The sequence below is a fragment of the Mesorhizobium sp. CNPSo 4670 genome (genome assembly GCF_057784235.1).
Map to the genome: position 1 here is coordinate 1 of NZ_JBWJFQ010000025.1, position 12,197 is coordinate 12,197.

At 65.2% G+C, this 12,197-nt stretch carries 14 protein-coding genes and 2 tRNA genes; 11 read left to right on the forward strand and 5 right to left on the reverse strand.

All coding sequences use genetic code 11. The features are described 5' to 3' along the window. From AC0ZT5_RS29900 to AC0ZT5_RS29910, 3 genes are all read right to left on the reverse strand, one after another. Positions 1-205 (reverse strand): IS630 transposase-related protein (locus tag AC0ZT5_RS29900; protein WP_488499365.1); only part of this gene is annotated, 205 nt, incomplete at its 3' end. A gap of 196 nt (positions 206-401) precedes the next feature. After that, on the reverse strand, positions 402-758 hold the full coding sequence (locus AC0ZT5_RS29905; protein ID WP_184877448.1) for a hypothetical protein: 357 nt from the start codon (positions 756-758) through the stop codon (positions 402-404). Between the two features lie 123 nt (positions 759-881). After that, on the reverse strand, positions 882-1,796 hold the full coding sequence (locus AC0ZT5_RS29910; RefSeq protein WP_488499366.1) for a class I SAM-dependent DNA methyltransferase: 915 nt from the start codon (positions 1,794-1,796) through the stop codon (positions 882-884). A gap of 106 nt (positions 1,797-1,902) precedes the next feature. Between AC0ZT5_RS29910 and AC0ZT5_RS29915 the strand changes: the two genes are divergently transcribed. Together AC0ZT5_RS29915 and AC0ZT5_RS29920 are read left to right on the forward strand one after the other, a co-directional pair. Further along, complete coding sequence (locus AC0ZT5_RS29915) at positions 1,903-2,910, forward strand: ligase-associated DNA damage response exonuclease (RefSeq protein WP_488499367.1); 1,008 nt, start codon at positions 1,903-1,905, stop codon at positions 2,908-2,910. 4 nt (positions 2,911-2,914) lie between these two features. Further along, positions 2,915-4,516, forward strand: coding sequence for a cisplatin damage response ATP-dependent DNA ligase (locus AC0ZT5_RS29920; RefSeq protein WP_488499368.1), 1,602 nt, complete (start codon positions 2,915-2,917; stop codon positions 4,514-4,516). 138 nt (positions 4,517-4,654) lie between these two features. Here the strand turns inward: AC0ZT5_RS29920 and AC0ZT5_RS29925 are convergent, their stop codons facing one another. Then, positions 4,655-5,827, reverse strand: a complete 1,173-nt coding sequence (locus AC0ZT5_RS29925; protein ID WP_488499369.1) for a hypothetical protein — start codon at positions 5,825-5,827, stop codon at positions 4,655-4,657. Between the two features lie 329 nt (positions 5,828-6,156). Between AC0ZT5_RS29925 and AC0ZT5_RS29930 the strand changes: the two genes are divergently transcribed. After that, a tRNA-Thr gene (locus AC0ZT5_RS29930) sits at positions 6,157-6,232 on the forward strand. 88 nt (positions 6,233-6,320) lie between these two features. On the opposite strand, the gene AC0ZT5_RS29935 is transcribed toward AC0ZT5_RS29930, so the two are convergent. After that, positions 6,321-6,396 (reverse strand) — tRNA-Cys (locus AC0ZT5_RS29935). A gap of 150 nt (positions 6,397-6,546) precedes the next feature. On the opposite strand from AC0ZT5_RS29935, the gene AC0ZT5_RS29940 reads away from it, so the two are divergent. From AC0ZT5_RS29940 to AC0ZT5_RS29975, 8 genes are all read left to right on the forward strand, one after another. Next, entirely contained in the window at positions 6,547-6,735 is a 189-nt protein-coding gene (locus AC0ZT5_RS29940) for a YodC family protein (protein WP_095082538.1), read from the forward strand. A 234-nt stretch (positions 6,736-6,969) separates the two neighbouring features. After that, positions 6,970-7,398 carry an EF-hand domain-containing protein gene (locus tag AC0ZT5_RS29945; RefSeq protein ID WP_488499370.1) on the forward strand — a complete coding sequence of 143 codons (429 nt, stop codon included), beginning with the start codon at positions 6,970-6,972 and terminating at the stop codon, positions 7,396-7,398. Between the two features lie 45 nt (positions 7,399-7,443). Beyond that, entirely contained in the window at positions 7,444-7,986 is a 543-nt protein-coding gene (locus AC0ZT5_RS29950; protein ID WP_488499371.1) for an RNA polymerase sigma factor, read from the forward strand. 68 nt (positions 7,987-8,054) lie between these two features. Continuing rightward, complete coding sequence (locus AC0ZT5_RS29955; protein ID WP_488499372.1) at positions 8,055-8,477, forward strand: hypothetical protein; 423 nt, start codon at positions 8,055-8,057, stop codon at positions 8,475-8,477. Then, the gene (locus tag AC0ZT5_RS29960) at positions 8,474-8,929 is read left to right on the forward strand and encodes a periplasmic heavy metal sensor (protein WP_488499373.1); all 456 of its coding nucleotides are present in this window, start codon (positions 8,474-8,476) and stop codon (positions 8,927-8,929) included. Before AC0ZT5_RS29955 ends, AC0ZT5_RS29960 begins: the two co-directional genes overlap by 4 nt. 104 nt (positions 8,930-9,033) lie before the next feature. Next, positions 9,034-9,312, forward strand: a complete 279-nt coding sequence (locus AC0ZT5_RS29965) for a GCG_CRPN prefix-to-repeats domain-containing protein (protein WP_488499374.1) — start codon at positions 9,034-9,036, stop codon at positions 9,310-9,312. A gap of 118 nt (positions 9,313-9,430) precedes the next feature. Beyond that, positions 9,431-10,921, forward strand: a complete 1,491-nt coding sequence (locus AC0ZT5_RS29970) for a DUF1800 domain-containing protein (protein ID WP_488499375.1) — start codon at positions 9,431-9,433, stop codon at positions 10,919-10,921. A gap of 34 nt (positions 10,922-10,955) precedes the next feature. Next, positions 10,956-12,191, forward strand: a complete 1,236-nt coding sequence (locus AC0ZT5_RS29975; protein WP_488499376.1) for a DUF1501 domain-containing protein — start codon at positions 10,956-10,958, stop codon at positions 12,189-12,191. Positions 12,192-12,197 lie beyond the last annotated feature (6 nt).

Genomic DNA, 12,197 nt, shown 5'->3' on the forward strand with positions numbered 1-12,197 from the left:
GATGCTCTCCGGCAATCTTCTTTGGCCTGTGCCCACCCATCTTGCCGGGCGCAAGGCTGCTCGTCTCGCGCAAGCGGCTTACCCAGCGGATGACGGTGCTGATCCCAACCTCAAAGCGCACTGCAGCCTGCCGCCGCGACAGGCCCTCCCGCTCAACCGACGCAACAACCCGTTCGCGAAGATCCATCGAATAAGGCTTGCCCATCCTGGCTGGCCTCCTTGCCCAGCAAGAAGGTTGAATCAGATTTGCTCGCCTAAGGGAATCCGTCGTCGATTCAGCCCCAACTCATCCCGCTCTAAGCAATTCCAGGAAATGCGTGAAACGGTTTTCCCGGGAAAAGCGGGTAGCGCTTTCCCTCAGGGGAGTGCGTCAAAACAAAGAGAGCGGCGCCCGCCCGATCCTAGCCAGGCAGCAGTTTCTTCTGCTGGTCTGGCTTGCCGCAATCGCGACGATCGATCGACCGGTTCATGGCATCCATCTCGCCGGTCGCCTTGTCGGCGTCCTGCTTGGCCTTGGAGCGCACATCCGGCATGAACGGGCCGAAGCCCATCGCCGGATTGGAGAAGGTGGGCTTCGCCTTCGTCGACAAATTGTGCTGCTGTGCCAGCGCGTTGCGCTGCGCCAGCAGCTGGCCGCAGGGCACGCTGTCATACTGCAGGGAGGACTGGATGTCGGCGTCCTGCCTCTCGGCCATCGAACTGCCCGCGCAGCCGGCGGTCACCAGGCAAGATGCCAAGACAATCATGTTCCAGCGCATCGACTCTGTTCCTCCTGATATCCCGCCTTGATGCGACCAGATCGCAAATATCAGTCGCGCATGCAAATCAGACTTTTTCGCAGCACGGATTATCTGCGGGCGCGACTGGAGGGGATTGCCGCCTCATCCCGGTAGCTTGCCTGCCACAACGACCAACCCGTTGACGGGTTCCCGGCGGTCCTGGCGGATCACGGTCGTTTCCAGCCACAGGATCGAAAACCCGTTGGCAGCCAGGATTTCACGCACATAATGTTCCGAATGCGCGTAGCGGCGCGATGGCAGCAACACAAAATCGCCATTGCCAACCAAGCTCTCGACGGAAAAGGCGAACAGGCCATCGCCGGCGAGCAAGCCGGCAACCGTCTTCACCACGCCGTCGAGCGCGCCGACATAGATGAAGACATCGGCCATCGCCACCAGATCGGCTTTCGGGCCGGCACAGGAAAAATCCCGCAGATCGGCCTTGCCGAGGAAATCGTAGATGCCTTTTGCCCGCGCCTGCTTCAGCATCCTGGCCGAAATGTCATATCCCTCCAGCCGATCGGCGATCGGCCGCAGCCTTTGCCCCATCAGCCCGGTGCCGCAGCCAAGATCGAGCGCCAGCGGGAAGCGGCCCGGCCTTGTCGACCGAATGGCCTGATCGAGCAGTTCGGGCAGCCGGTACCCCAGCCTGTTGACCAGTGATTCATCGAAGCTGTCGGCATAGTGGTCGAACAGCGTCTCGACGAAGGCGCTAGGCAGCGCGCCGGTCTCCGGCGCCTTGCCGATCAATTGCAGGTGCAGTGCGGCGCCTTGACGATCCGTCGGATCGAGTTGCAGCGACATCGCCCAAGCCTGCGCGGCGAGGTCGGCAGCCCCCGCGGCCTGCTGCATTTCGCCGAGGCGAAACCAGCCCATCGCCCATTGCGGCTTCAGTTCCAGGGCACCGAGCAGCAATTCCGCCGCCGCAGCATGATCGCCGTCAGCATGCAGCATCTCGGCATAATCGGCACGGCGATCGGCGGTCAAGTCGCCGGACGAGGCCTGAAGCGGTTTCATGGCGAAGAATCCTGTCGGCGGATGGAGCCGGCGGTGCTGTATGCGGGAGTCTGCAGTCACATACAACAGGCTTCCCGCAGCGGAATTATATCCTATCTTGGGGATCATGCGCGCCTCAGACCTGCTCCATCCCCGGCCCGAGGGCCTGTATTGCCCGCCAGGCGATTTCTTCATCGACCCGGTGCGGCCGGTGAACCGGGCGCTGATCACGCATGGCCATTCCGATCATGCGCGTTCCGGCCACCGCTCGGTGCTGGCGACACGGCAGACGCTCGACATCATGGGCCTGCGCTATGGCGAGGGTTTTGCCGACACAACGCAAGCCGCACAGCTCGGCGAGACGATTGTCCTCGACCGTGTCAGCATCAGCTTCCATCCAGCCGGCCATGTGCTTGGCTCGGCACAGATCGCGGTCGAGCACCAGGGCACGCGCATCGTCGCTTCCGGCGACTACAAGCGGCAGAAAGACGCGACCTGCGCGCCGTTCGAGCCGATCCCGTGCGATGTGTTCATCACCGAGGCGACTTTCGGCCTGCCGGTGTTTCGCCATCCACCCGACACGGAAGAGATCGCCCGCCTGCTGAAATCGGCGGCGCAGTTTCCCGAACGCTCGCATCTGGTCGGCGCCTATGCGCTGGGAAAGGCGCAGCGGGTGATGCGGCTGTTGCGCGACGCCGGCTACGACAGGCCGATCTACATCCATGGCGCGCTGGCCAGGCTCAGCGAGTATTACCAGAGCCAGGGCATCGAGCTCGGAACGCTCGAACCGGCAACGGTGGAGGGCGGCAAGCAAGATTTCGCGGGCGCCATCGTGGTCGGTCCGCCTTCGGCTTTCGCCGACCGCTGGGCGCGGCGCTTTCCCGATCCGATCTCGTGCTTCGCGTCGGGCTGGATGCGCATCCGCCAACGCGCCAAGCAAGGCGGCGTGGAACTGCCGCTGATCATCTCGGACCACGCCGACTGGGAGGAACTGACCGCCACCATCAAGCAGACCGGAGCCGAGGAAATCTGGGTGACGCATGGCCGCGAGGAAGCGCTGGTGCGCTGGTGCGAGCTCGAGGGCATCGCCGCGCGGCCGCTGCATCTGGTCGGCTACGAGGACGAGGGCGATTGAGGGCATGAACCGCTTCGCCGAACTCCTCGATCGCCTGGTGCTGACGCCGTCGCGTAACGGCAAGCTGACCTTGCTGACCGACTATTTCCGCAGTGTGGGGGATCCCGACCGTGGCCTGGCGCTGGCTGCCATCACCGGCGATCTCAACATCGCCGCGGTCAAGCCGGCGATGCTGCGCACCCTGGTCACGGAGCGCATGGACCCGGTGCTGTTCGGCTATTCCTACGACTATGTCGGCGATCTTGCCGAAACGGTGTCGCTGGTCTGGCCGCAGACGCCCGGAAACATTCCGAACCGCGAGCCGACGCTCGGCGAGGTCGTCGCCAAGCTGCAAGCGGCAAGCCGCTCCGACGGACCCAAGGTGCTGGCCGGACTGCTCGACAGCGCCGGCATCTCGGCGCGCTTTGCCATCATCAAGCTGGTCACCGGCGGCCTGCGCATCGGCGTTTCGGCACGGCTGGCCAAACAGGCGCTGGCGGATTTCGGCAAGGTCGACGTCACCGAGATCGAGGAGCTTTGGCATGGGCTGTCGCCGCCTTACACGGCGCTGTTCGCCTGGCTGGAAGGCAAGGCCGAAAAGCCAAGGAATACGGCGATGGCCCTGTTTCGCCCGGTCATGCTGTCGAACCCGGTCGGCGACGGCGATCTCGAAAAGCTCGACCCCGCGGACTACGCGGCCGAATGGAAGTGGGACGGCATCCGCGTCCAGGCGGTCGCCGAAGGCGGTATCCGCCGGCTCTATTCGCGCACCGGCGACGATGTCTCCGGCGCCTTTCCGGATCTCGCCGACGCCATGCATTTTTCCGCAACACTGGACGGCGAACTGCTGGTCGGCGATCCCCGGCTGGCGACCGGCACCTTCTCGGACCTGCAGCAGAGGCTGAACCGCAAGACGGTGACGCCGAAGATGCAGCAGCAATATCCAGCCTTTATGCGCTGCTACGACGTGCTGCAGATCGGCGGCGAGGATTTGCGCGCGCTGCCGTTTCGCGAGCGGCGCGGCCGTCTGGAGACCTTTGTCGGAACGCTCGACCCGAGCCGTTTCGATCTTTCGCCATTCGTCTACTTCGCCGACTGGCAGGCGCTGGAGGAGCTGCGCCGGGCGCCGCCGCATCCGATCATCGAGGGCGTCATGCTGAAGCGCTGGGACTCGCCCTATGTCGCCGGCCGGCCGAAAGGCCCGTGGTTCAAATGGAAGCGCGATCCGCACACGGTGGATGCCGTGCTGATGTATGCCCAGCGTGGCCACGGCAAGCGTTCGAGCTTCTATTCGGACTACACCTTCGGCGTCTGGTCCGGCGGCGAAGGCGAGGAGGAACTGGTGCCGGTCGGCAAGGCCTATTTCGGCTTCACCGACGAAGAGCTGAAGCAGATCGACAAATATGTCCGCGACAACACCGTCGAACGCTTCGGACCGGTGCGCTCGGTACGGGCAGATCGCGACAACGGCCTGGTGCTGGAAGTCGCCTTCGAGGGCCTCAACCGCTCGACCCGGCACAAATCCGGCGTTGCCATGCGCTTTCCCCGCATTTCGCGGCTGCGCTGGGACAAGCCGGCAAATGAGGCCGACCGCATCGAGACGCTGCAGGCGCTGCTCGATCGCTAGAGCATGATGCCGAAAAGTGTGAAGCGGTTTTCGGACGACATCATGCTCTATCTCTTTGATTTAGAGGCGGATTCAGATTTCAGGTCGATTCGACCTGAAATCATCCGGCTCTAGGCCACTTGTCCTGCACGGATGCGCTTACGGCTCGACCGAGACCCGAATCTCGTAGATGTCCGCCGCCTTGCCTTGCTTGTCGAAGTCGGAATTGACGGCGATCGTGCCGGCCGAGCCCGGGTGCTTCTTGGGAAACTGCACGTCGAACAGATATTCGTTCTGCTGCTGGCCGACCGCGTAGCGCTTGCGGCCGCAGTCGCCCAGTTCGCCGAAGTTGCAGTCGACGGAAATCTGCGTCTCCTTGCCTTCCTCGGAGCGGGCAATGATGTCGAACACGGCATGCTTGCCGGCGAGCTGTTCCAGCACGCCTTGCCCGACATCGAAGCTGATCGCCGAGCCGGAGGCGCCGGAACGGATGCGCAGGAACGACCCGGTGTCGTCCTTCATCACTTCGGCCTTGGCATCCGACGGGGCGCTGACATGCGACGCGTCGGTCGGCAAAAACACGTTGATCCAGTCACGCGACTGGTCCGCGGCACCGGGCTTTGCCGGGCCGGCGTCACCATCGGCCGGTGTGAAATCGTCGCCTTCGACGGTCGGCGGCGCTTCGGGCGGGGCGGTGTCGAGCTGCGCCTGCGTCTTGAACACGCCGGTCTGCACGGCGAAGAACAGGCCAATGCCGACAGCGGCGAGCAGCGTCACGGTCAGGAAGATGGCGGTCAGCGGCAGGCGACGCCCCCTTATGCGCCGTTCATCGCGATCGGGCGCCACTTCCGTCGCGGCGTCGGCCGAGTCGGGAGCAGACATGTCGATGGCCGGCGCGCCGGGAAGGCCGGCGTCCGGCATGATGTCGGGAACGACTGGCAGCACACGCGAGCGAGGCGCATCGGAGGCGGATTGCACGGGCTCGTCGACGACAACGACGGGTGATGCCGGTTGCCCGGTCTCAACCGCAGGAGCGGGGTCCGCACCCACCTCGACCGCAGGAGCCGGGTCCCCGCCAAGCTCGACCGCCGGCGCATCGCCCTGCGGGCCGACATCCGGCACCGCCGGCAGATACTCGGATTCGATTTCGGTGATTTTCGCCTGTATCGCCTTGCGGCGCTTGATCGCGACTTCCACCGTCACGTCAGGATTGGCCTGAAGCGCACGGTCGAGCGCGGCAAAAGCCGATCGATAGACCCTTTCGCGGAACGCGCGGTCCTCGGCATTGCCTTTCTCGAAGGCATTCCGGATCGCCTTTTCGATTGCGTCCAAGCGGATCCCTCTGCACGTTTGCCCAACCTTGCCATGATCGTTAGCCGCAGGCGACCAATCAATCAACGGGCGAGCGGCGCATTCTGCCTTGTCAGGGTGTGCAAAGTCCATTCTGACGCTGTTCCGGCAACGAAATCAGCGTGTTTCAGCAATTTTGACCAGCAGGAGGGAGCGAACCGCACGCCTGACGTCGCGCCGGATTGGCGAGCAAACGCGACGGACGGCTTTCGACGGCCACATAGACCCTTGCATGAATTGCCAAGTCGCATCTTGAATTCGCCGCCGGTTGAGTCTATCACCCCCGCATCTTGGAGGCTCTGGCCTCCTGGGCCGCTTTAGCTCAGTTGGTAGAGCACATCATTCGTAATGATGGGGTCAGGTGTTCGAGTCACCTAAGCGGCACCATCCCTTCAAGCAGCAATCAATGGCGTCGTCACCGGACTAAAGCCCGTGCTCCGGCCTCTCGCTGCTTTGTCGGACACGTAAGTGAGGATGGAGGCCTCGCCTCGGGATCGAACCGAGGCTTCAGAGATTTGCAGTCTCCAGCGTAGCCGCTCCGCCACGAGGCCATCGCGGTCCACGTAGCAGCCAAATATTTACGGAAAGGTTAAGGCCGAACCGCCGCTGGAGCAAAGGCTTGCGGCGCCGGCGAGGCATATCGGCCATTGTCGAGGCCCTGGTTTGGTGTGACACTCTAAGCCTCTGAATGGAGGTCGAAAATGCCCAACAATTTCAAGACCGGAGACGTCGTCAGGCTGAAGTCCGGAGGCCCGAAAATGACCATCAGCGACGGCGCGGCCTCAGGCATATTCATGTGCCATTGGTTCAACCGCGAGGGTGACGTGTGGACCCCGCAACATGCCGGCTTCAAGCCGGACCAGCTGGTCGCGGCCGACCAATCAGACTAGGTCCCTGCCGACGCGGTTTCGCTTGGCCCGGCACCAATCTGGCATGGTTCACGTCCAGCGCAGAGGCGCCGGGTTTGGCACATCATTGCGGCCGCCGACAAAGCCCTTTTATCCAAGAAATGCCTCCGAAACGGAGTCGCGCGACCGACGGATTTCCGTCGTCGCGGCGTTTAACGGTCGAAGCGTAACCTCGGCACAGGCCGTGGCCGACGCGCCAACCGGAGACGCCAACGCATGATACGCCGTCCGATACTTGCCGCTGCCTTGAGCCTGCTGACCGTAGCGGCTCTCGCCCAGACGGCGACGCAGCCGCCTGCCGCGACGCCGCCGATTGCCGCGCCAGCCACGCCAAAGGCCAGGTCCGACATCACGCTGGCCAAATTCCAGAAGCGGCGCGAAAAGGCGATCATGGCTGCCGACACGGATGGCGACGGCAAGATCAGCCTGCTGGAATGGGAAGCCTTTCAGGCCAAGCGCAACATCAAGGGCGACCCCGTCAAATCCTTCGCGCGTCTCGATTCCAACCATGACGGCTTCATCGACCGCGCCGAACTCGATGCGTTCTTCGCCAAGCGCTTTGCCAGGCTGGACAAGAATTCCGACGGCGTCCTGACGGCCGACGAGTTGCCGGGCCACAAAACCGCTCCCAAGCAGGAGCAATGACCAAGAGGCAATGACGTGCGATGAACATCGGGAGTGCGCCGGCTGATGAGCGCCGATCCGGACGAGGAGCTGGTTCGCCGCGTCGGCGCCGGCGATCCGGCAGCAGTGCAGACGCTCGTCGCGCGCAAACTGCCGCGCATCCTGGCGCTTGCCGTGCGCATGCTCGGCGATGCTGCGGAGGCCGAGGATGTCGCGCAGGAGACCTTCGTGCGGATCTGGCGCCATGCCTCGGGCTGGCGGCGCGGCAATGCGCGCTTCGACAGCTGGATCCACCGGGTGACGCTGAACCTCTGTTACGACCGGCTGCGCCGCAAGCGCGAATGGGTGACCGACGACCTGCCGGAAATGGTCGACCCGGCCGCACTTCCCGATGCCCATCCGCAGGAAGACGCGGAACGGGTCGAACGAGCGCTGCAAGGCATAGCGCCGCGCCAGCGCGAAGCGATCGTCCTGGTCTATTACCAGGAGATGTCCAACGTCGAGGCGGCAGCGACCCTGGAGATCAGCGTCGACGCCCTGGAGAGCCTGCTTTCGCGCGGCCGGCGGTCGCTGCAGACGATCCTGGCCAGGGATGGGGCCGATGAGTGAGAACCGGGCAAGCGGCGCCGATGGGCAAGGGGAACACCATGGCTGAAGGGTCCAGGAACGAAATGGCAATGGATGCCAAGCGCTTTGCGGCCCTGGCTGCGGCCTATGGCGGTGACTTGCGGCGATGGCCGGAGGCTGAACGGGTGGCCGCCGCGATCTTTGCGCCGAGCGAGGCTGGCCAGGCCATTTTGCAGCATGCCGGGAGACTTGACGCCCTGCTGGACAGCTACCGCGTCGACGCCCCCGACAGGGCCCAGCACGGCAGCATCCTGCAGGCCGCCGGCCGGTACCTCGCCCAGCGCCGGCGTCAGCGGTTCTGGTGGCTTGGACTGGGGCTTGCCGGCATTGGCCTGGCCGGCGCTGTCGCCGGATTGGCCCTGGTGAGCATCGTCACGCCCGAGGTCCAGCCGGACCGCTATGTGCTGGATGCCAATGCGACGGCGTTCGGCGACGCCGGCCCGGACCGCGACACGATCGAGGAAGACCTATGAGCATGAGCCGAAACCTTGTCATCCTGTCGGTGGTGCTCAACGTCTTCCTGGCCGGAGCGCTTGCCGGCGGGGCCGTCTGGATAAGAAGCGGCAAGTCAGGTCAGAGCTACTCGCTGGAGACTGCCGGCGGCCGGCTTCCCGAGCAGGATCGCACGGTGTTCCGCGAGGCGCTGCGCGACGTTCGCCGCGAATCCCGTCAGGTCATCCTCGACGGCCAGCAAGCCAGGCGCGAGGCGGCAGACCTGCTGCGACAGCCGGTTCTGGACGCGACGGCCCTGTCGGCGGCGCTGGAGCGGGCGCGCAATGCCGACGTCACCGTGCGCATGCGGCTTGAGCAGCGCATCGTCGCGTTCGCGGCGGCAAGTTCCGCCGAGGGCCGCCGCGTGCTGGCGGAAGGGCTCATCAGACGCGCTGGGTCGCAACTGTCGGCGGTGCCAAAAAAATCGCCGTGACGACCGACGGAAAACGCCGACGACGCCGTTTAACAGGAGAAGGGCAGGACCTGCCGGACCATGTGCGTGCAGGTTTTCAACCTCGGACACTTCGGAGTATGGCCATGAATTATTTGACAAAATACGTGCTCACCGCGGCTCTGGCCGTGACCGGAACGGTTGCGACGGCTGCGGCATCCTCGGCGATGCCAATGGCGCCGCTTGCCGCGCCGGCGCTGGTCGAGCATGCCGCCTGGGGCTGCGGTCCGGGCTGGCATCCCAATCCCTGGGGACGCTGCGTGCCCAATCGTGTGGTGGTCTACCCTCGTTACATCTATCGGCATGGCCCGGCCTTCTACGCCTGGCATCGGCACCATTTCTGGCACCGCCGGCATCACTGGTAGGATGCTCGTCGGGGGTCGGCCACTCCGTGCCGGCCTCCTCCCCTGTTGACTATGCACGAAACGGCTCGAACGAGCCTCATGCGCCAGGCGCTTGAGGCTCAGGCGATGGAGAGCTGACTTGACTGTCCCGGCCTCCAATTCCCTGCCGCCAGATCCGGTACTCGTCGCATTCAACCGCTTCGGGCTTGGTGCAAGGCCCGGCGACCGCGAGATGCTGGCCGGCGACCCGCGCGGCTATCTCAGGGCGGAACTGCGGCAAGCCGACATCGCCATGATCTCGCTCGAAGATCCGGCCTATGCCGACTTGCTGGGCAGCACGCCGGCCATCCAGGTCAGCATGGCGGCAAATTTCCAGCTCCAGCGCGAGCGCATGGCCGCCGCGGCAGCTCAGCCAGCGACGGCGAGCGCCCAAGCTGTGCCCGCACAGGCCCTGCCCGCCCAGATCACGCCAGCCCACCCCGCGCCTGCGCCGACCGACAAACCCGTCGTGCCGCAGGTCGAGGCGACATTGTTCCGGGCGGAAGCACAGGCGCGCTTCGACAAGGCCATTTGGGCGAAGGCCGGCTTCGTCGAACGGCTCGTCTGTTTCTGGTCGAACCATTTCTGTGTTTCGGTGGCGAAGGACATCCTCATTGAAGCCAGCGCCGGTGCCTTCGAGCGGGAGGCCATCCGCCCTTTCGTGCTCGGCCGCTTTGCCGACATGCTGCTGGCGGTGGAGCATCATCCGGCGATGCTGCTCAATCTCGACAACCAGCAGTCGGTCGGGCCGGACTCTCGTGCGGGCAGCAATCGCAAGCGCGGGCTCAATGAAAACCTCGCCCGTGAAATCCTGGAACTGCACACGCTCGGCGTCGGCAGCGGCTACAGCCAGGCCGATGTCACCAGTTTCGCACGCATCCTCACAGGCTGGACGATGGCCGGGCGCGATGGGCGGCTGGGCGAGCCCGGCAATTTTGTCTTCAACGCAAACGCACATGAGCCGGGGGATGCAGTGCTGCTCGGCAAGACCTATCCTGCCGGCGGCATGGGACAGGCAGAGGCCGCGCTCAACGATATCGCCCGCCACCCGGCAACGGCCCTGCATATCGCCACCAAGCTGGCCCGCCATTTCATCGCCGACACGCCGCCGCCGTCTGCAATCGCCCGCCTCGCCAAGGTCTTCGCCAAGACCGACGGCAATCTGCGGGCGCTGGCCGCCGCCCTCATCGCCATGCCGGAGGCGTGGTCGACGCCTTTGGCGAAGATGCGTTCGCCCTTCGACTATGTCGTCGCCATCCGAAGGGCGACCGGCCCCGGTCCGGCCAACGACCCCGGCCAGTCGCTCGGCTGGCTCAACGCGCTGGGCGAGCCGCTGTGGCAACCACCGGGACCGAACGGCTTTCCCGACGGGGCCGACGGCTGGGCATCGGCGGAGGGCATGAAGATCCGCCTCGACATCGCGTGGCAGGCAGCGCGGCAGGCTAGGGATATCGGCAATCCCAACGACATGCTCGATGCGCTGATCGGCCCTGCCGCCTCACCGGAGACGAGGCAAGCGATCGCAAGGGCCGAATCCAAGCAGCAAGGGCTGGCGCTGTTGCTGATGGCTCCCGAATTCCAGCGCAGATAGTTCCAGCGAAGATCGCTGCCGTGGAGACGAAATCATGAGCCTGCTGTGCGAAACACCGGATCCCTCCCGCCGCGCGATATTGATGACCGGCGGCGCGCTGTTTGCCTGGGCCTACATGCCCCGCTTTGCCCGTGCCGCCGACAATCGCGATCCGCGCCTGATCGTCATCGTGCTGCGCGGCGCACTGGACGGGCTCTCGGCGGTCGGTCCGGTCGGCGATCCCGACTATGCCGGCCTGCATGGCGACATCGCCTTGTCGCTAAGCGGTCCGCATGCGGCGCTGCCGCTCGACGGCTTCTTCGCGCTCAACCCGGCGATGCCGGTTTTTGCGCGGCTGTATGGGAATAACCAGGCGGCGGTCGTGCATGCGGCCGCGACCGGCTATCGCGAGCGCTCGCATTTCGATGGACAGGATGTGCTGGAAAGCGGCTTTGCCGGTCCCGGCCATGCCACGACCGGCTGGCTCAATCGGGCGCTGGGAAGCCTGCCAGCGGGCGACCGTGTGGCAACGCTTGGCGGTCTGGCCGTCGGGCCGTCGACACCACTGGTGATCCGTGGGGCGGCGCCGGTGCTTGGCTGGGCGCCGCTATCGCTGCCGACGCCCGGCGACGGGCTCGCGTCGCGCGTTCTCGATCTCTACCAGCACCGCGACCCGGTTCTCGCGGTGGCGCTGCAAAAGGGGCTCGACGCCGACCGGATGGCCGTGGACGACAAGATGGGCAAGACAATGAAGCCGAAGGGCGGCCTCGACAGTGCGGCGGGGATGCGGCAGGCGGCACGAGGCGCCGCCAGGCTGATCGCGGCCGACGACGGGCCGCGCGTCGCAGCCCTGGCCTTCGATGGCTGGGACACGCATGTCAATGAAGGCGGTGCGACCGGCCGGCTCGCCACCTTGCTCGGCGGCCTCGACGGCGTCTTCGAGGAATTCGAGAAGGGCTTGGGCGAGCGCTGGAAGGACACCGCGATCGTCACCATCACCGAGTTCGGACGCACAGCGCAGGTCAACGGCACCGTCGGCACCGATCACGGCACCGGCACCGTGGTGCTGCTGGCCGGCGGCGCGATCAAGGGCGGGCGCGTCATCGCCGACTGGCCGGGGTTGAAGCCGGCTCAACTCTACGAGCAACGCGACCTGGCGCCGACCAGTGATGTCAGGGCCGTGCTGAAAGGGTTGCTTGCCGATCAGTTCGGCCTTTCGGCCGCGGCCCTCGGCGACAAGGTGTTTCCCGATTCGGCCGCGGTGAAGCCGATGCGAGGGCTCGTCGTGTGATGCAAC

Bases quoted from the DNA above. Each gene is read 5' to 3' on its own strand.
- AC0ZT5_RS29905 (WP_184877448.1), bottom strand. From the start codon at position 758: ATGCGCTGGAACATGATTGTCTTGGCATCTTGCCTGGTGACCGCCGGC.
- AC0ZT5_RS29910 (WP_488499366.1), bottom strand. From the start codon at position 1,796: ATGAAACCGCTTCAGGCCTCGTCCGGCGACTTGACCGCCGATCGCCGT.
- AC0ZT5_RS29915 (WP_488499367.1), top strand. From the start codon at position 1,903: ATGCGCGCCTCAGACCTGCTCCATCCCCGGCCCGAGGGCCTGTATTGC.
- AC0ZT5_RS29920 (WP_488499368.1), top strand. From the start codon at position 2,915: ATGAACCGCTTCGCCGAACTCCTCGATCGCCTGGTGCTGACGCCGTCG.
- AC0ZT5_RS29940 (WP_095082538.1), top strand. From the start codon at position 6,547: ATGCCCAACAATTTCAAGACCGGAGACGTCGTCAGGCTGAAGTCCGGA.
- AC0ZT5_RS29945 (WP_488499370.1), top strand. From the start codon at position 6,970: ATGATACGCCGTCCGATACTTGCCGCTGCCTTGAGCCTGCTGACCGTA.
- AC0ZT5_RS29950 (WP_488499371.1), top strand. From the start codon at position 7,444: ATGAGCGCCGATCCGGACGAGGAGCTGGTTCGCCGCGTCGGCGCCGGC.
- AC0ZT5_RS29955 (WP_488499372.1), top strand. From the start codon at position 8,055: ATGGATGCCAAGCGCTTTGCGGCCCTGGCTGCGGCCTATGGCGGTGAC.
- AC0ZT5_RS29960 (WP_488499373.1), top strand. From the start codon at position 8,474: ATGAGCATGAGCCGAAACCTTGTCATCCTGTCGGTGGTGCTCAACGTC.
- AC0ZT5_RS29965 (WP_488499374.1), top strand. From the start codon at position 9,034: ATGAATTATTTGACAAAATACGTGCTCACCGCGGCTCTGGCCGTGACC.
- AC0ZT5_RS29975 (WP_488499376.1), top strand. From the start codon at position 10,956: ATGAGCCTGCTGTGCGAAACACCGGATCCCTCCCGCCGCGCGATATTG.